19 protein-coding genes and 1 other RNA gene are annotated in these 16,363 nt (G+C 48.9%); 11 read left to right on the top strand and 9 right to left on the bottom strand.

Annotation, left to right across the window (positions count from 1 at the left end):
• Positions 1-12 precede the first annotated feature (12 nt).
• Positions 13-1,008 (top strand): PorP/SprF family type IX secretion system membrane protein, encoded by a 996-nt coding sequence (locus tag EG028_RS03685; protein WP_120515554.1) that lies wholly within the window; start codon positions 13-15, stop codon positions 1,006-1,008.
• 801 nt (positions 1,009-1,809) lie between these two features.
• The gene (locus EG028_RS03680; RefSeq protein WP_123864545.1) at positions 1,810-2,034 is read left to right on the top strand and encodes a hypothetical protein; all 225 of its coding nucleotides are present in this window, start codon (positions 1,810-1,812) and stop codon (positions 2,032-2,034) included.
• Here EG028_RS03680 and EG028_RS03675 read toward each other — a convergent pair.
• The 5 genes from EG028_RS03675 to rplU form a co-directional block, all read right to left on the bottom strand.
• Positions 2,013-2,735, bottom strand: a complete 723-nt coding sequence (locus EG028_RS03675; RefSeq protein ID WP_120515556.1) for a PrsW family intramembrane metalloprotease — start codon at positions 2,733-2,735, stop codon at positions 2,013-2,015. The two genes, EG028_RS03680 and EG028_RS03675, sit on opposite strands and share 22 nt — an antisense overlap.
• Positions 2,735-4,417, bottom strand: coding sequence for a helix-hairpin-helix domain-containing protein (locus EG028_RS03670; protein ID WP_120515557.1), 1,683 nt, complete (start codon positions 4,415-4,417; stop codon positions 2,735-2,737). Before EG028_RS03670 ends, EG028_RS03675 begins: the two co-directional genes overlap by 1 nt.
• Before the next feature lie 78 nt (positions 4,418-4,495).
• Positions 4,496-4,858, bottom strand: coding sequence for a histone (locus EG028_RS03665; RefSeq protein ID WP_120515558.1), 363 nt, complete (start codon positions 4,856-4,858; stop codon positions 4,496-4,498).
• A gap of 65 nt (positions 4,859-4,923) precedes the next feature.
• Entirely contained in the window at positions 4,924-5,202 is a 279-nt protein-coding gene (gene rpmA, locus EG028_RS03660; protein WP_120515559.1) for a 50S ribosomal protein L27, read from the bottom strand.
• Positions 5,203-5,237: 35 nt separating this feature from the next.
• Positions 5,238-5,594, bottom strand: coding sequence for a 50S ribosomal protein L21 (gene rplU / locus EG028_RS03655; RefSeq protein WP_241559069.1), 357 nt, complete (start codon positions 5,592-5,594; stop codon positions 5,238-5,240).
• Between the two features lie 266 nt (positions 5,595-5,860).
• On the opposite strand from rplU, the gene EG028_RS03650 reads away from it, so the two are divergent.
• From EG028_RS03650 to ssrA, 4 genes are all read left to right on the top strand, one after another.
• Complete coding sequence (locus tag EG028_RS03650; RefSeq protein ID WP_120515561.1) at positions 5,861-7,360, top strand: GH3 auxin-responsive promoter family protein; 1,500 nt, start codon at positions 5,861-5,863, stop codon at positions 7,358-7,360.
• 109 nt (positions 7,361-7,469) lie between these two features.
• Positions 7,470-8,633: a 1-deoxy-D-xylulose-5-phosphate reductoisomerase gene (locus EG028_RS03645; protein ID WP_120515562.1), complete on the top strand. Its 1,164-nt coding sequence runs from the start codon at positions 7,470-7,472 to the stop codon at positions 8,631-8,633.
• A 40-nt stretch (positions 8,634-8,673) separates the two neighbouring features.
• A complete protein-coding gene (gene rseP / locus EG028_RS03640; protein WP_120515563.1) occupies positions 8,674-10,008 on the top strand; it encodes an RIP metalloprotease RseP in 1,335 nt (444 codons plus the stop codon).
• A 34-nt stretch (positions 10,009-10,042) separates the two neighbouring features.
• Positions 10,043-10,415: a transfer-messenger RNA gene (gene ssrA, locus EG028_RS03635) on the top strand.
• Positions 10,416-10,476: 61 nt separating this feature from the next.
• Here ssrA and EG028_RS03630 read toward each other — a convergent pair.
• From EG028_RS03630 to EG028_RS03620, 3 genes are all read right to left on the bottom strand, one after another.
• On the bottom strand, positions 10,477-10,818 hold the full coding sequence (locus tag EG028_RS03630; protein ID WP_120515564.1) for a HopJ type III effector protein: 342 nt from the start codon (positions 10,816-10,818) through the stop codon (positions 10,477-10,479).
• Between the two features lie 295 nt (positions 10,819-11,113).
• The gene (locus tag EG028_RS03625; protein ID WP_120515565.1) at positions 11,114-11,776 is read right to left on the bottom strand and encodes an NAD-dependent epimerase/dehydratase family protein; all 663 of its coding nucleotides are present in this window, start codon (positions 11,774-11,776) and stop codon (positions 11,114-11,116) included.
• Between the two features lie 294 nt (positions 11,777-12,070).
• A complete protein-coding gene (locus EG028_RS03620) occupies positions 12,071-12,457 on the bottom strand; it encodes a winged helix-turn-helix transcriptional regulator (protein WP_120515566.1) in 387 nt (128 codons plus the stop codon).
• A 111-nt stretch (positions 12,458-12,568) separates the two neighbouring features.
• Here EG028_RS03620 and EG028_RS03615 point away from each other — a divergent pair, with 111 nt between their 5' ends.
• Positions 12,569-13,168, top strand: coding sequence for an FMN-dependent NADH-azoreductase (locus EG028_RS03615; RefSeq protein ID WP_120515567.1), 600 nt, complete (start codon positions 12,569-12,571; stop codon positions 13,166-13,168).
• A gap of 66 nt (positions 13,169-13,234) precedes the next feature.
• On the opposite strand, the gene EG028_RS03610 is transcribed toward EG028_RS03615, so the two are convergent.
• Positions 13,235-13,882 carry a MarR family winged helix-turn-helix transcriptional regulator gene (locus tag EG028_RS03610; protein WP_120515568.1) on the bottom strand — a complete coding sequence of 216 codons (648 nt, stop codon included), beginning with the start codon at positions 13,880-13,882 and terminating at the stop codon, positions 13,235-13,237.
• A 120-nt stretch (positions 13,883-14,002) separates the two neighbouring features.
• Here EG028_RS03610 and EG028_RS03605 point away from each other — a divergent pair, with 120 nt between their 5' ends.
• The 4 genes from EG028_RS03605 to EG028_RS03590 all read left to right on the top strand — a co-directional run bounded on the left by EG028_RS03605 (position 14,003) and on the right by EG028_RS03590 (position 16,351).
• Positions 14,003-14,473, top strand: coding sequence for a hypothetical protein (locus tag EG028_RS03605; RefSeq protein WP_120515569.1), 471 nt, complete (start codon positions 14,003-14,005; stop codon positions 14,471-14,473).
• A gap of 19 nt (positions 14,474-14,492) precedes the next feature.
• Positions 14,493-14,858 carry a DoxX family protein gene (locus tag EG028_RS03600; protein WP_120515570.1) on the top strand — a complete coding sequence of 122 codons (366 nt, stop codon included), beginning with the start codon at positions 14,493-14,495 and terminating at the stop codon, positions 14,856-14,858.
• A gap of 77 nt (positions 14,859-14,935) precedes the next feature.
• Positions 14,936-15,973, top strand: coding sequence for a bifunctional transcriptional activator/DNA repair enzyme AdaA (locus tag EG028_RS03595; RefSeq protein ID WP_120515571.1), 1,038 nt, complete (start codon positions 14,936-14,938; stop codon positions 15,971-15,973).
• 30 nt (positions 15,974-16,003) lie between these two features.
• Positions 16,004-16,351, top strand: a complete 348-nt coding sequence (locus EG028_RS03590) for a glyoxalase superfamily protein (RefSeq protein WP_120515572.1) — start codon at positions 16,004-16,006, stop codon at positions 16,349-16,351.
• The last annotated feature ends 12 nt before the right edge of the window (positions 16,352-16,363 follow it).

Below are 16,363 nucleotides of genomic sequence, written 5' to 3'. Positions count from 1 at the left end.
AAAAGTATTACTATGAAACCGAGCATGATAAATTTTAATATGCGGGGTGATGAACCGCGAGGTTCCATCCGGCCAATAAAAAGATATTTTGTACGGATAAAAAAGAGCCTCAGAAAGCTGTTCGTAGTCGGGTTAATCAGCTGTATGGTCCAGCAGGCCGAAGCACAGCAGCACCCCATGTATGCGCAATACCTGTACAACGGGATGGTGATCAACCCGGGATACCCTTCCATGGACGAGTTCAGCAGCATGACCGTGGTGGCCAGGAACCAATGGGTGGGCATGGAAGGCGCGCCCAAGACGGCCACGTTTTCCTTTTATTCGCCCATCAAGGCAACCAATACCAGTATTGGTTTTCTGGCGATGAAAGATGAGATCACGATCTATTCGCAGACAGGCTATCATTTTAATATTTCGCAGAAGGTAAAGCTGGATGACAAGCTGTACCTGGCCATGGGCCTGAAGGGCGGCATGGAGCAGTTTAAAGAGAACAACGATCACCTGGGCACCGACGATCCTGTTTTTACGGGAAACCAGAGCTACTGGAAAACCGATATCGGTTTTGGTTTTGTGCTATATAACGAAAAGTTTTTTGTTGGCTTTTCCGCACCTTCGTTCCATAATTTTGACATTGGCGGGTCTGTAAATAAAGTGGAGTTTAAGCGGCATATGTACCTGCACGGCGCATATCTGGCGGATATCAGCAAGATACTGAAATTCAGGCCTGGGATGGTTTTGCGCCAGGTAGCGGGAGCGGGCGTACAGATGGATGTGAACACGACATTTATATTAAAAGATATATTGTGGGCAGGCGCTACCTGGAGAACTGAAAAATCGGCAAGCGCGATGGTACAGGTACAGGCGACGAAGAATTTCTCCTTCGGTTATTCTTATGATTTTGCATCGGCCACACATCTGAAAGGTATGCAGAGCGGTAGCCACGAGTTGATGCTGAACTATCGTTTCTCTCTTTTGAAGGGCAAAACAATTACACCCAGATTCCTTTAGTGTAATATATTACATATTATAAAAACAATTATCCGGGTTCCTGAATCCGGATTTTGTTTTTATACGTACATACTCCCGTACGAGGATATACGCACGGAATTTATTCCCCTAAAATAGCAGATTTGTGAGCATGAGAATTTTAGTTAATTGTTAGTTATCCTAACGTGAAATATTTGTTTGTTCATTTTTTTCGTATAGATTTGGTTAAACGATTTTGATACGCCGATGGGCCATCAATGAAGTTCTTTCAAAATTGATCATAGTTTTTTCACCATAAAAATATTGCAAGGTGACAAGCCTGCTGAAGAATTTGTCTTAAGCTAAATTGGAGAAAAAATCGAGCCTGATGGTCGTGTCGGGCTCTCTTTTTTTTACCTGCTTGCATCTTGTCTGAACTTGTTTTAAAGAGTCTATTTATTAGGGAATAAGGGATTTTTGTCTTAAGCTAAATTGGAGAAAAACGAGCCTGATTGTCTTATCGGGCTCTTTCTTTTTAAGAATCAATATCTTCCGATCACTTTCTTTCTGCCTGGATATCTCCGGGCTTTTCTGTTAACCGAATCACCTTCTGGAAATTAGTATTCCTAACAGAATAATATTTTTTTTGTAGCTTTGAAACCGAAGTTGGGGGCTCCGTGCGAATTTTAAATGAGAATTTATCTTCCTGATATATACATCTTTTATCCACTTTGCATTACTAGTTAATTTGGAGGATGGGCCTGATTTTCGAGTCGGGCTCTTTTTTTGTCCGTAACCCTGCGCCAGCTTTTCCCCTAAAATTTGTAGATTTAAGCAAAGTAAGTGTTAAGAACTATGTTCAACCAGGAAATATGGCTCACATTGCTGTTTATGCTGCATATCTGGATAGTGGTGCGGTTTGTGGTGCAGCATACATTCAAACAAAACAGTAACCGCCGCCCGAGACCATATCACCTCAAATGGCTGATGCTGGTATTTTTCCTCCCTTTTATCGGGTATGGCCTGTACCTCTGGCTTACCCGCAACTATTCTTCCCCTTCCCGCTGATTTTCTTTGTACCACCTGGCCGAAAGATCCCGGTGATGCCGGACTGCTTTAATGGACAGCCGTATGCCTATAAACAGGCAAAACAGCGATGCCGCTACCAGGAACAGGCTGTTGCCGATAAAAAGGAAAAAGTCGAAAGCGCCGTGGAAGGCAGTGGCCCAGAATAACCCGGTGAACAACAATGTGCCACGATGCTGTGGGATAAACTTGGCCAGCCCGGCGTAATACCCCATCAATACCGCAAATGCGGCATGTGCCGGCACGGAGATGAACATCCTCACCCAGCCAGTGCCTATGCCGAACTGCATCACGTAACTGATGTTCTCCGCCGTCGCAAAGCCCATCCCGATCATTACGGAATATACGATTCCATCGAATGGCTCGTCGAAGGCGGGTTTTCTGAAGGCATAATAACGCAGCACGAGGAATTTCCCGAGTTCTTCGCTCAGCCCCACCACGCCGAATGCAAAAATGGCTTTGTTCAAAAGGCCCGGGACGCCCGCGTTCCAGCCGTAAGAAGCGGCCAGCATTTGTATCGCCAACGGAAGTATCACGCAGAGCACCCCCAGGAGGAAACACCTGATGAGAAGGCGCACCGGCTCCCGATCCCTCGCGTCCAGCATGTAGATCAGCAAGGAAATGGCAATGCCCGGGGCTACGGCGATGGCCAATGCATGGAGGAACATTGCCTGGAGTAACATTATAATCCTTTTTTGAGTTTACGCGCGTCCAGGAAGGCTTCCAGCTCCGCGCGGCTGAAGCTGCTCAGGTTCTTTTCTTTGGTAAGACCGCCTTTTTGCGCGGCGAGTGTACCGTAATGGATGTCTTTATATCCTTCAATGGCGTGCGCGTCAGGATCTACGGAAATGAGCGCGCCTTTTTCGAGGGCGTAGGGGATCCATTCCCAGTCGATGTCCAGCCGGCGCGGGTGCGCGTTCAGTTCAATCACCACATCGTTTGCCACGCAGGCGTCCACTACGGCTTTATGATCTACGGGGTAGCCGTTGCGGCTGAGGAGCAACCTGCCGGTCATGTGGCCAAGGATGGTGGTGTATGGATTGGAAATCGCTTTTAAAAGACGGGCCATGGCTTTTTCCTCGGGCATTTTCAGGTTGGTATGCACGGAAGCGATCACCAGGTCGAAAGTCTTCAGCACTTCGTCGGGATAGTCCAGGCTGCCGTCGTTAAGGATGTCCGCCTCGATGCTTTTGAAGATGCGGAAAGGGGCGAGCTGTTTGTTCAGCTGGTCTATCTGTTCATGCTGGGCAACGATGCGTTCCACATGAAGGCCATTGGCATAAAAGGCCGAGCGGGAGTGGTCGCTGATCACGAGGTATTCAAATCCCTGGTCCCTGGCGGCTTTGGCCATATCTTCCAGGCTGGCGGTGCCATCGCTCCACTGGCTGTGTGAGTGGATAATACCTTTGATATCGGTGGACCGGATGAGTACCGGCAGCGCGCCGTTGGCCGCGGATTGAATGATAGTGGCCGTTTCGCGGAGAGCGGGCGGTATAAAGGCGATGCCGGCGTTTTCGAATATGGCTTCCTCTGTGGTTTCCGCTCCGCCGGACGTTTTGCCGGTGTGGCTGAAAAACGCATCCAGGAAGGTTTCCGTGCCGGTGGTGGTGAACAGTTTGGTGGCGAAATGAGCCGCTTCCACGCCGTAGACCTTTATTTTGATATGTTCTTTGTAATGAAGAAGGATGGCATCGTCTGTATTATCCAGGCGGTTGAACCCTTCGAGGGTTTTAAACTTCTCCGCCACTTCATCGATGGCCATACCGATCACGAATTCGAGCTCGTCTATGATCGGCTGCTGGCGCCTGAAAGTGCCGGTTATGGCTACCTGTGCGGGGCTGAACACGCCGGAGAGGAGGGAAGTCAGTTCAGTGGCAAAACTTTCCACTTCCGCATAGAGGAACCTTTCCCGGTTGGACAGGAAAAATTCGATGCTCTGGCGGATGCTTTCCTGGGTCTTCTGCCCGAAACCTTTCAGCAGGGTGAGGCGGTTTTCGTTGCAGGCGTAGAGGAGTTCGCCAAGGGTCTCGATCTCGAGTTCCTTCCAGATGGTAGCGATCTTTTTCGGGCCGATGCCTTTGATGCGCATCATATCGAGGATGCCGGGGGGCGTTTTGCGGAGGTATTCTTCCAGGAGGCCAAACTGCCCGGTTTCCAGCATTTCTATGACGGATTTGCCGGTGGATTCCCCGATGCCTTTGATGCGGAAGATGGCATCGCGCGGGGTGTCCTGCAGGGGGACGGTGAGTTTTTCTATCTGGAATGCGGCATTGGCGAACGACTTGGCTTTGAAGGGATTATCGCCGTGGATATCCATCAGTTTAGCCAGCAGGGAGAGGTTATCGGAGATGATGTAATTGTCCATAGAGGCCCTAAGTTAGGCAAAAAAAAAGAACCTCGATTTGCATCGAGGTTCTTTATGCTACAGTTTGTAATTCCAATTCTACATTGCAGGAGCTGCGGGAGCAGAAGGAGCTGCTTTTTTCTTAGCAGGCGCTTTCTTCTTGGGAGCAGCTTTCTTAGCAGCGGCTTTTTTAGGAGCAGCTTTCTTAGCAGCGGCTTTCTTTTTAGGAGCAGCTTTCTTAGCAGCAGCTTTCTTTTTAGGAGCAGCTTTCTTAGCAGCAGCTTTCTTTTTAGGAGCAGCTTTCTTAGCAGCGGCTTTCTTTTTAGGAGCAGCTTTCTTAGCAGCAGCTTTCTTTTTAGGAGCAGCTTTCTTAGCAGCAGCTTTTTTAGGAGCGGCTTTCTTAGCAGCAGCTTTCTTTTTAGGAGCAGCTTTTTTTGCAGCAGCTTTCTTAATTGTTGCCATTGTTTTTTGAATTTTGGGTTAGTAATTAAAATTGGGTATTAAAAAAACTTTATGGCAAACACTGATTAGGCTTCCGCCTGAGCAGTGGTGTCAAATGATTTAACGGAAACGAAAGTTCTGTTCTCACGACCTTTTCTGAATTCCACAACACCATCTGTAAGAGCGTAGATGGTAAAATCTTTACCGATACCTACGTTAGAACCTGCGTGATATACTGTGCCTCTCTGGCGGATAATGATATTACCAGCCACTGCCACCTGACCGCCGAAGATTTTTACACCAAGCCTTTTGCTTTGTGAGTCGCGGCCGTTCTTAACACTACCTTCACCTTTTTTATGTGCCATTGTATTGTTACTTTATAACTTTAGTCAATATGAATTTAAGCAATTTCGTTGATCTTGATCTTAGTGAAATGGGTACGGTGACCTACTTTCTTCCTGAAACCTTTTCTGCGTTTCATTTTGAAAGCTATCACCTTATCACCTTGCACATGGCTCAGGATCTCGGCTTTAATCACTGATTTTACATCAGTACCCACGGTAATCTTACCGTCGTTGTCGGTCAGCAAAACTTCTGCAAATTCTACTTTATCTCCAACATTACCAGACAATTGCTGTACGAAGATCTCCTGATCTTTCGTAACCTTGAATTGCTGACCTGCGATTTTTACAACTGCGAACATAGTATTCCAAAAATAATTTCCTGCAAAGGTATTACTTTGTTTTTTAATCAACAAAGAATTTAATACTTTTTTACAGGAAGGCGTACCCTGTCTACAGGGCACTGTATTGAAAAATAGCTTTTTACATATCAAAGATACGGAGTTTTTACAATTTTAGTTTTTTTTAACAATTGTTTAGCAAGCCCTCAATACCGGTATTTTACCCCATGCGCCTGCTTTTTGCCCTGTAAAGCCCGCCAGTGGCCCGCTCTAAAAACGCCATAAGTTGTGCACAATTTTTATACATTTGTTTTTTACGTTGATCATTAAAATATCGGGGCATGAAGTTTAAATCACTGCTGGCCAAACCATTTGCTTCCATCATTGCCGGTAAGGTTAAGAAGGAAATGCTGAGGGCGGTGGAAGATCAGGAGTCGATCCTTCAGGATCTGCTTAAGACAGGCAAAAAGACAGAGTTCGGGAAAGACCACAAATTCGACGGTATCACCACCTATGAAAACTACAAACAGGCCGTGCCCATCCGCGATTATGAGCAATTCAAGCCATATATCGAGAAAATAAAGGAAGGAAAACATAACATCCTCTGGAAAGGCCAGCCTATCTACTTTGCCAAAACCTCCGGCACTACCAGCGGAGTAAAATATATTCCCATCACCAAAGAATCGGTGGACCATCACTTCAACACCTCCCGCAACGCGGTGTTCTGCAACGTGACGGAGCTGGGCGATGCCTCCGCTTTTGACGGCAAGCTCATTTTCCTCTCCGGCTCCCCCGAACTGGAAAGGGTAGGAGGCATACCCACCGGGCGCCTCAGCGGTATCGCCAATCACCAGATACCCCGTTACCTCCGTACCAACCAGCTGCCCAGCTACGAAACCAACTGCATTGAAGACTGGGAAACCAAGCTGGGAAAGATCGTGGACGAAACCATCCAGCAGGATATGCGCCTCATCAGCGGCATACCGCCATGGATGCAGATGTACTTCGACCAGCTGATCGCCCGTAGCGGCAAGCCGGTAGGGGAGCTGTTCCCCAATTTTAATCTCCTGGTGCATGGCGGTGTGAACTTTGAGCCCTACAAAGCCAAACTGTTCGATTCCATCGGCCGCAAAGTGCCTGCCATCGAGACTTTTCCTGCTTCGGAAGGGTTTTTCGCCTACCAGGACTCCCAGCAGCACGAAGGGCTTTTGCTGAACACCAATGCGGGCATTTTCTTTGAATTTGTGCCCGCTACCGAAATATTCTCCGAAAACCCCACCCGCATTACGTTGAAAGACGTGGAAGTGGGGGTGAACTATGCCCTGGTGGTGAGCACCAATGCGGGTTTGTGGGCATATAACATAGGAGATACCGTGAAATTTGTGAGCACCAATCCCTACCGTATTGTAGTGACCGGGCGCACGAAACACTTTATTTCCGCCTTCGGCGAGCACGTGATCGGCGAGGAAGTGGAGCAGAGCCTGATGGGCGTAGCATCGGGGAACAACATCCGTATCACAGAGTTTACAGTCGCCCCGCGCATCCAGGTGAACGGGGAACTGCCGTACCACGAATGGTTTGTGGAGTTTGAAGACGTGCCGGGCAACCTGGACGGTTTTGCCCTGGAGGTGGATCAGGTGCTCAGGAAAAAGAATATTTATTATGATGACCTGTTAACCGGTAATATATTACAGCCTCTGAAGATAAGGCCCATACGAAAAAACGGCTTTATCGACTATATGAAGTCCATCGGTAAACTGGGCGGGCAAAACAAAGTGCCGCGCCTGAGCAACGACCGCAAGATCGCGGAAGAAATGGAAAAATACCTGCAAGCGCGCTGACTAGCCCCGCAAAGGTCTTTGCTTCCTGCTTACAGCAGCGGAGCAGGTTTCCGCACGCATAATAGAAAAAACCTTTAAATTTAAGCGCAGGAGACATTCCTGTTTGATCATGAGTAAAAAACGTATAGGAATTTTCGGATCCACAGGGTCCATTGGCCGTCAGGCGCTGGAAGTGATTGCCGCGCATCCTGACAGATTTGAGGTGGAAGTGCTTACCGCGCAACAGAACGCGTCCCTGCTCATCGAGCAGGCCCTGCTGTTCAAACCCAATGCCGTGGTGATCGGGGATGAATCGAAGTATACAGAAGTAAAGGACGTACTGTTCGATAAAGGTATCAAGGTGTTTGCCGGCGCCGCCGCCATGGTGGAAGTGGCCGCATGGGACACGATAGACCTGGTGCTGGCCGCCATCGTCGGTTTTGCCGGCCTGGCCCCCACGTTGAGCGCGCTGGAGCAGGGTACGCCCGTGGCCCTGGCGAACAAAGAAACCCTTGTGGTGGCAGGTGATATCGTAATGGCTACCGCGCGCAGGAAAGGCGTGCCCATTATCCCGGTGGATTCTGAGCATTCCGCCATTTTCCAATGCCTGCTGGGCGAGCCTATGGCCAAGGTGGATAAAGTGATCCTCACCGCTTCCGGCGGGCCTTTCCTCGGGAAAAAGACCAATTTCCTGATCAATGTAAAAAAAGACCACGCCCTGCAGCATCCAAACTGGAGCATGGGCGCCAAGATCAGCATAGATTCCGCCACACTGATGAACAAAGGGCTGGAAATGATCGAGGCGAAATGGCTCTTCGGGCTTGATGCGGAGCAGATCGACGTAGTGATCCACCCGCAGTCCATCATCCATTCCATGGTACAGTTTGCCGACGGCTCACTGAAAGCGCAGATGGGCCTGCCGGACATGAAACTGCCCATCCAGTACGCCCTGGGTTACCCGGACCGTTTGTCCAACGATTTCCCGCGTTTTTCTTTTAAGAATTACCCCTCCCTAACTTTTGAGCAGCCGGATACCAAAACATTCCGTAACCTTGCCATCGCAACAGAAGTGTTGAAGAAGGGCGGGAACGCCGCCTGCGTCATGAATGCAGCGAACGAAGAAGTGGTGCTGGCCTTCCTGAAAAACAGGATCGGGTTCCTGCAAATGACGGAAGTGATAGAGGAAACCCTGGTGAAGATACCTTTCGTGGAAAAGCCGACTTTACAGCATTATTACCAGGCAGATAACGCTGCCCGCGAACATGCCGCAGAATTGATCCACAGTCTCACCTGATTCATTACCTTCGCAAATCAGTATATCATCCAAGCAATACATGGAAACATCGGAAATATTAATTAAAGCAGGCCAGTTGATTTTGTCGCTGTCGATCCTGGTGGTCCTGCATGAAATGGGGCACTTTATCCCGGCCAAACTGTTTAAGACCAAAGTGGAGAAATTCTATCTTTTCTTCGATCCCTGGTTCTCCCTTTTTAAATTCAAAAAAGGCGATACTGAGTACGGTGTTGGCTGGCTGCCGCTTGGCGGTTATGTGAAGATCTCCGGGATGATAGATGAGAGCATGGACAAGGAGCAGATGAACAAACCGCCACAGCCCTGGGAGTTCCGCTCCAAACCGGCCTGGCAACGCCTGATCATCATGATCGGCGGGGTAACGGTGAACCTCATCCTGGGCTTTTTCATTTACACGATGATCTTATGGCATTGGGGGGAAGATTATCTGCCCATACAGAATGCCAAATACGGCATCTACGCGGATTCACTGGCCCGCAGCATCGGCCTGCGCGATGGTGACCATATCATTGCGGTAGACAGTATCAAAAAAGAAAAATTTGAAGAGATCACCGGCGACGTGATCCTGAACGAAGCCAAAACGATCCAGGTACAGCGCGACGGGCAGGAGATGAGCATCGTGATCCCGAAAGGTTTTGTCAATAAAACGATCAACAAAAAAGCACCTATTGCTATCCCCAGGATGCTTTCCGTGCTGGACACCCTCTCCCGTGAAGGAGTAGGCTATAAGACCGGCCTCAGGGATGGTGACCGTGTGCTGAGCGTGAACGATACCGCCGTTACCTATTTTATGGATATGGCGAAAATGATCCGCCGGGATACCGGGAAAGTGGTAACGATCAAGGTACTCCGCGGCAATGATACACTGACATTTAAACCCGTAGTGCCAAAGGAAGGCATTGGCGCATCTTATATTGCAGATAAACAACTGGAATTCACGCACGTGAGTTATTCCTTTGGAGCGGCAATTCCCGCGGGTTTCAACAAAGCTATTTCCACCCTTGTAAAATACGTACAGCAGCTGAGGCTGATATTTGTATCTCCCGAAGTGAAAGCCAGCGAATCGCTGGGCGGTTTTATGAGCATCGGCAACCTGTTCCCGTCCGTATGGGACTGGCAGAGTTTCTGGACGCTGACGGCGCTGCTGAGCATTATACTGGCGTTTATGAACATCCTGCCCATCCCGGCGCTGGATGGCGGCCACGTACTGTTCCTGATCTATGAAATGATCACCGGCCGAAAGCCCAGCGAGAAGTTTATGGAATACGCACAGATCGTGGGAATGGTAATTTTGTTCGGTTTGCTGCTGTATGCAAACGGCCTGGACGTGTGGAGGTGGATAACATCCAAATTCTAACGGAAATTCCGTATCTTTGCGGAGCTAAATAACCGGGGCTGACCGGTTTTGACAGCATAGGTCTTTGAAAGTGTAAGCATGTCGTGCGTTGGATAATTAGCACGTAAATCTGAATACCCAAACTTCAAATGGCGAATCTAACTACGCCATGGCTGCCTAATTAAATTAGCGCACCCATTATGGCCGCTTGAGTTGTGACCCACTACGACTCTTGCCGCTGAATCAAAACCATAGCGGGATAGGTACACATGGTTTCTGTGAGTGTGTAATGAAAATCTAAACGGATAAGAACGAGGTTGGTTTGTTCCGCCCCTGCCAAGTTCCGACAAACCAATGCGGAAATAAACATGTAGAAAGCTTTTGGAGGATATGTTTGGACGCGGGTTCGACTCCCGCCAGCTCCACGAAAAAGGCTATAAATCCCTGGATTTATAGCCTTTTTTTATTGTATCCTTTATCATCATCGTATTATCTCGCAAGCAGCGCTTCCCCTTCAAAAACTACCCCCGGCCAGCCATGGGTCATAAATTGCCTGATATTCTGGTGATCCGCTGCATCAGGGGTATTTAGTACCGATTGATAATGTTCCGCAAATAAGTAAAGGGTATCTTCCGCGTCCAGGTTATGTAGCCGGGCGAAAGCAAATACTTTGGCGCTCCCCTGGTTTTGAGTGGCTTCATTGTACGCCCCGCCGTTTTTGAAAGCTGTTGGTTGATGCTGATAGTACGTTTCAATAAATTCAATCACTTCTTTGAAGGTGAGCGAATTGCTTTTTAATTGTTCAAGTACAATAATGAGTTGTTCTTTCATTCCAAATGACATTTAACGGGGCAAAAATAGAATTTAAAAACAGTACTCTCTAACTCCTTTTCAGCAAGGTCTTTACCCGCATGTTTAATCTTTGAATAGCTGGTGAGCAATCACGAAGCAACATGACTATTTCCTTGTTATCTCTTGCCTCAGCAAGTGAAAGAAAAGATAGGATCAAATATCCTGGATCAGCGCCCTGCGGCAGGGTTCTGGATTCGGGATATAAAAAACGGCCCGGCGTATGCGGACCCTTCTTTATAGATCAGCAGGCAGTTCCCGGGAACTGCCTGTTTTGTTATTGCTGCGTGCCTTTGGCCAGTGTTTTGATGTCGCTGATTTCCAGCACCTGTTTGCTGTAACCGGCCCGGGCGGCATTGATCATCGCTTTGCCCAGTTCGTGCATGGTAATGACGTTTTTGGCTGAAAAGAACCGGATAATACTCGCGATCACGGTGTAGATCATTTTGCCGTTTTTTTGCTCCGGGAATGTGAGCATCACGCCGGGTCGGAAATTGTAAGCGGCTTTAAAGCCGAGCTTCAAGAGGTCGTTCTCCGTCCGGCCTTTTACACGCGCCCACATGATCTTGCTTTTTTCTGAACTGTCTGTATGCGCGCCGGAAATGTAAATGAAGGTCATGCCGGGGTTCACCGCCAGCAGGCTTTTTGCAAAAGCCATGGTGGTGTCGTAGGTGATGTGGGTGTATTTTTCTTCTTTCATGCCCACGGAACTGATGCCTGCACAAAAGAAACAGGCGTCATATCCTTTTACCTGTTCCGCATATTTGTCCAGCTGGAAGAAGTCGGGCACGATCAGTTCTTTCAGCTTTGCATGCTGCCCGTCATAATGACGGCGGCCGATCACCAGTACTTCCGCCACGTCAGGATTTTGCAGGCATTCAAACGAAACGCCTTCGCCTACCATACCGGTAACGCCCGTTAAAATTACTTTTAGTCCCATACCTGTAAGTTATTGTATTTTTTTATGCCATAAAGATACGGGCAGGCTGGGTTTTGTGCTTTGTTTGAAAGTTCAGAGTTGTTTGCTGAAAAGCTCAGCGTTCTGCATCGGGTTTAATAGAAAATGAGGCCCTTCCCTGTGAATGTTCACGCCGTCTTGCCCGAAGCCCGGGATGGGGGAGGAGCCCTTGATTTGTATCCTTTAACGGACGGGCGTTCCCGGTTTATGAAAAGGGCATTTTATTTAACAGCAGGCAGGGTGGTGAATGAGTTGGTGGGGATAACTAATTACCGGTCATTTGTCCATGAGCTTCGCGGTATTTTCTCTCCTGCTCATTTCCAGGATATGTGTACGGTGTTTGGTCCCCCAGGCGCTGAGCAATACGATCACTTCACGCAGCGAATCACTGTATGGCGTAAGCTCATAGGTTACCTGCACGGGGTTTGTATGGCTTTCGATCCGCTTTACAAACCCGTTCAGTTCCATGTCTTTCAGTTCTTTCGACAATACTTTGGGCGTAATGCCTTCAATGGAACGCTCTATTTCGTTGAATCTCCTGGGGCCGTCTATCAGCGTGATCACCACAAGCAATTTCCATTTTCCATTAATCGCATATAACGCATCTTTTACTGAGCCGATCCTGGCCAGGCAGTCTTCCTGGCGGTGTATTCCATCTTTCATTTTTGAACAGATTTTATGGTCACTATCCTTTTGGATACCGCTATCCTATTGGATAGGAGCATCTTTTGCAAAGCTATTAAAAATAATTTTGCCCTACCAAAATGAACAGAAATGAAAATTTTACATCTTATCTCAAGCCCGAGGAACGAAGGTTCCTTCAGCATTAAACTAGGCAATGCCATTGTAGCGCAGCTGCAATCCAAATATCCGGGAAGTACGGTAAAAACGCGCGACCTCACCGCCACTCCTTTTCCGCACCTGGAGGAAGTACATATCACTTCATTTTATACGCCCGCCGAAGCCCGCAGCGCGGAACTGACGGAGGCCATCAAACATTCCGACGAAGCTATCAGCCAGCTGCAGGAAGCGGATATCATTGTCATCGGCGCGCCGATGTACAACTTCAATATTCACTCGTCCCTGAAAGCATGGATAGATCACGTTATCCGCAGGGGAACTACTTTTAGTATCTCTGAAAAGGGTGTGGAAGGCCTGGTGAAAGGGAAGAAGGTATACCTGGCCATCTCCAGCGGCGGCGTATTCAGCGAAGGCCACATGAAAGGAGCGGACTTTATAGAACCCTACCTGAAACATATCCTGGGCTTCATCGGCCTCACGGATATTACCACCTATCGTGTGGAAGGGCTGTCTATCCCCGGCATACAGGACACTGCGCTGGAAAAGGCGCTGGGCCTTATAACCGCCGCATAAATTTTGTGTTTGATTTTTCAGGTCTTTCTCTGCCAGGAGGAAGGCCTTTTTGTTTTTGTAACAGCCTTATTGCCGGTCATTCACCACTTCCTCGTACACTTCTTCAAACGGCCGCCCGCGGTGCTTTGGCCACAGCGCTGAAAATTTTATCTCGATTTTTTTCAGCAACTGTATGCACAGCTGTTTATCATCTTCGTTGAGATCGTTCAACATCATCTCCGCCATTTTTTTCACCCTCGGGAAACTCGTGACGATCGATTTTTCACCTTTCGTAGTCAGCTCCAGGCGTTTGGAACGTTTGTCCTCCTGGTCGTCGTATTCTTTGATCAGCCCCCTTTTGATCATCCTGCCCAACATGTCCGTACCGCTGCTCAGTTCGAACAGGTTCGCGTAGATCACTTCCGTTTTTCTGGGGTTTTTTTCCTGTTTGATGGTAAGCAATATCCCGAATTCCTCGATCTGGTTCAGGTCTGTGCCTTTCAGGGCCATGTTGGCGTAGGAGAAGTTCAGTTTTTGTATCCGGCCGATGATCCTGAGCAGCGTGCCGTCCGTTAACGGGGGCACTACGCCGCCCACCAACGGTTTTTGAGGCGCTTCGTCCTGTAGGGGCTGCCGTTGGGCGAGATAATGCCGGCAAAAATCTTCCAGCTCCCCGTCAGGATGGTTCTCTTCAAACGCTCCCCAGGCTTTAACCAGTGCAACAGTTTTATTCATAATCGGTTAGTTCGATTTCGGAGCAAATGTAAAAAATATGCTTCGGTTATTTGGTTAATACTACGATATCGACTTATATTTGAGGTAAATATATCCGATAACGAAGTAAATCCTATCGCCATGACGACCATGACTATTTACAACATCGCCCTTATCACGCACATTACCGGCCTGGCCCTGATGGCGGGCGCCACCATTCAGGACTTTTCCGTTTCCAACCAGTTCTGGAAACATTTTATCACCGATCCCTCCCGTGGGTTGGCGATCCGCGAGGCACGGGGCCGGTCGCCGCTGTTTTTTGCCCTTGGCGGCATCTTCCTGATCCTGTCCGGCCTGACCATGATGGTCCTCACCAAAGGTGTGTTTGGCGAACAGCTATGGTTCCGGATCAAGTTCGGCCTGGTGCTCGTGATCATCATCAACGGCATTATCGTGGGGCGGCTGCAGAAGAACAAACTGGGCAAAATGCTGGACGAAGGGGCGGCTGAAGGCGGCCTGCTGAAGGTTAAAAACACGATCAACCGTTTTCACCTGGCGCAGTTGTTCCTGTTCCTGGTAATATTTTCTCTCAGCGTATTTAAGTTTAACTGATCCGATAATCATCTTTAATATGGAAAGGACAAAAAGGAATTACCTGGTTATCACCGGGCTTATCAGTGCTTTTATGTTGTTCAGCGCATACTTTACGCTTACGAACAAAGTGGCCATGGGCCTGCTCGGTTTCCCGGATTATTTCAGGATAGAGCTGACCATCGCCAAAATTATCGGCGCCATCGTGATTCTGATCCCGCAAGTGCCCGCACGGTATAAGGAATACGTGTTCGTGGGTTTTTCCATCTGTCTCGTATCCGCTTCCATTGCACATTTTTTCAGCAGGGACGCGATTTACAAGGTGATCTTGCCGCTGACGGAGCTGGTATTGTTGTTGCTGGCCATGCGTTACTTCAGCAAACACCAGGCAAAGGCGGCAAATTGACCGCCGGAAAAATACTTGTCAAATTTCCGGTTGTCCACCATTTGCAACAGGCCTATTTTTGGAGAAAAGAAACAAAGATGCTTACGAACGAGGTCATGTACAAGGCGCTGGTGGATAAAGATGTTTCCTACGAAGGTTCTTTTATTGCGGCGGTGAAAACCACCGGCATTTTCTGCCGGCCCACCTGCACCGCCAGGAAGCCAAAGCCGGAGAATGTAGAGTTTTTCAAAACCACGCAGGAAGCCATCCTCAAAGGATACCGGCCCTGCAAGGTGTGCAGCCCCCTGGGGAAATTCGGGGAAACGCCGGAAGAGATCAGGAGCATCCTCAGCGAGCTGGAAGCTGACCCTTCGCTGAAGTTCAAAGACTGGGACCTGTTGCAGCGGGGCGTGGAACCCAGCATGATCAGGCGCTGGTTCCTGAAAAACCATGGCATTACTTTCCAGGCATACCAGCGTATGTTCCGCATCAATTCGGCTTTTCAGAAGATACAGCAGGGGGAGGCCGTTACGTCCGCCGCCTTCGACGCGGGGTATGAATCGCTGAGCGGATTCACGGATTCTTTTAAGTCGGTGTTCGGCGTTTCGCCGTCTAACAGCAAAGACAAACAGGTGATCAATATCAAACGTCTCGAAACGCCGCTGGGCACCATGTTTGCCGGTGCGGTGGAAAAGGGGATATGCCTGCTGGAGTTCTCTAACCGCAAGCGGCTGGAAACCGAGCTGAAAGACCTGTCCAAAAGGCTAAACGCAAACGTGATCCAGGGAGCGAATAAACATTTTGACCAGTTGGAACGGGAGCTGGAGGAATATTTTGATGGCAAAAGAAAAACCTTCACCGTCCCGCTTTTTATGCCGGGCACGGATTTTCAGCAAACGGTGTGGGAAAAACTGCAAACCATTCCATACGGCGATACCCGCTCCTACAAACAACAGGCCGCTGCGATCGACAAACCAGAAGCGGTGCGCGCAGTGGGCAATGCGAACGGCATGAACCGGATATCCATCATTGTCCCCTGCCACCGCGTGATCGGTGAAGACGGAAGCCTGACAGGCTATGGCGGCGGTTTGCTGCGGAAGCAGTGGCTGCTGGATTTTGAACGGAAAAACCAGTAAAAGCCGGCCGGATCTTCTTATATTCATTTCATGAAATTCCAATTCGCAGTACCCATTCTGTATGCGGCCAATGTGGCGGAAAGCCTTCGTTACTTCACGGAAGTGCTGGGGTTTGAAGGGCATTGGGGCTGGGAGAATCCGCCTACTTTCGGCGGTGTGTACAGGGAGCATGTGGCTATCTATTTCTGTGAAGGCGGGCAGGGACAGCCCGGCACCTGGCTGGCCGTCAACCTGGAGAATGTGGATGAATATTATGAAGAGATCAAAACAAAGGGCGCGAAGATACTGTCTGCCCCGGAGGATAAGGAATGGCACATGCGTGAAATGCTGGTGGAAGCGCCGGATGGGCATATGATCCGTTTCGGGCATCGTATCTGACCGGTTGCTACC

It is taken from the genome of Chitinophaga barathri (genome assembly GCF_003807585.1).
Lineage (GTDB): Bacteria > Bacteroidota > Bacteroidia > Chitinophagales > Chitinophagaceae > Chitinophaga > Chitinophaga barathri.
Note: the sequence above shows the minus strand (reverse complement) of the source record. Positions and strands in the feature narration are given on the sequence as shown.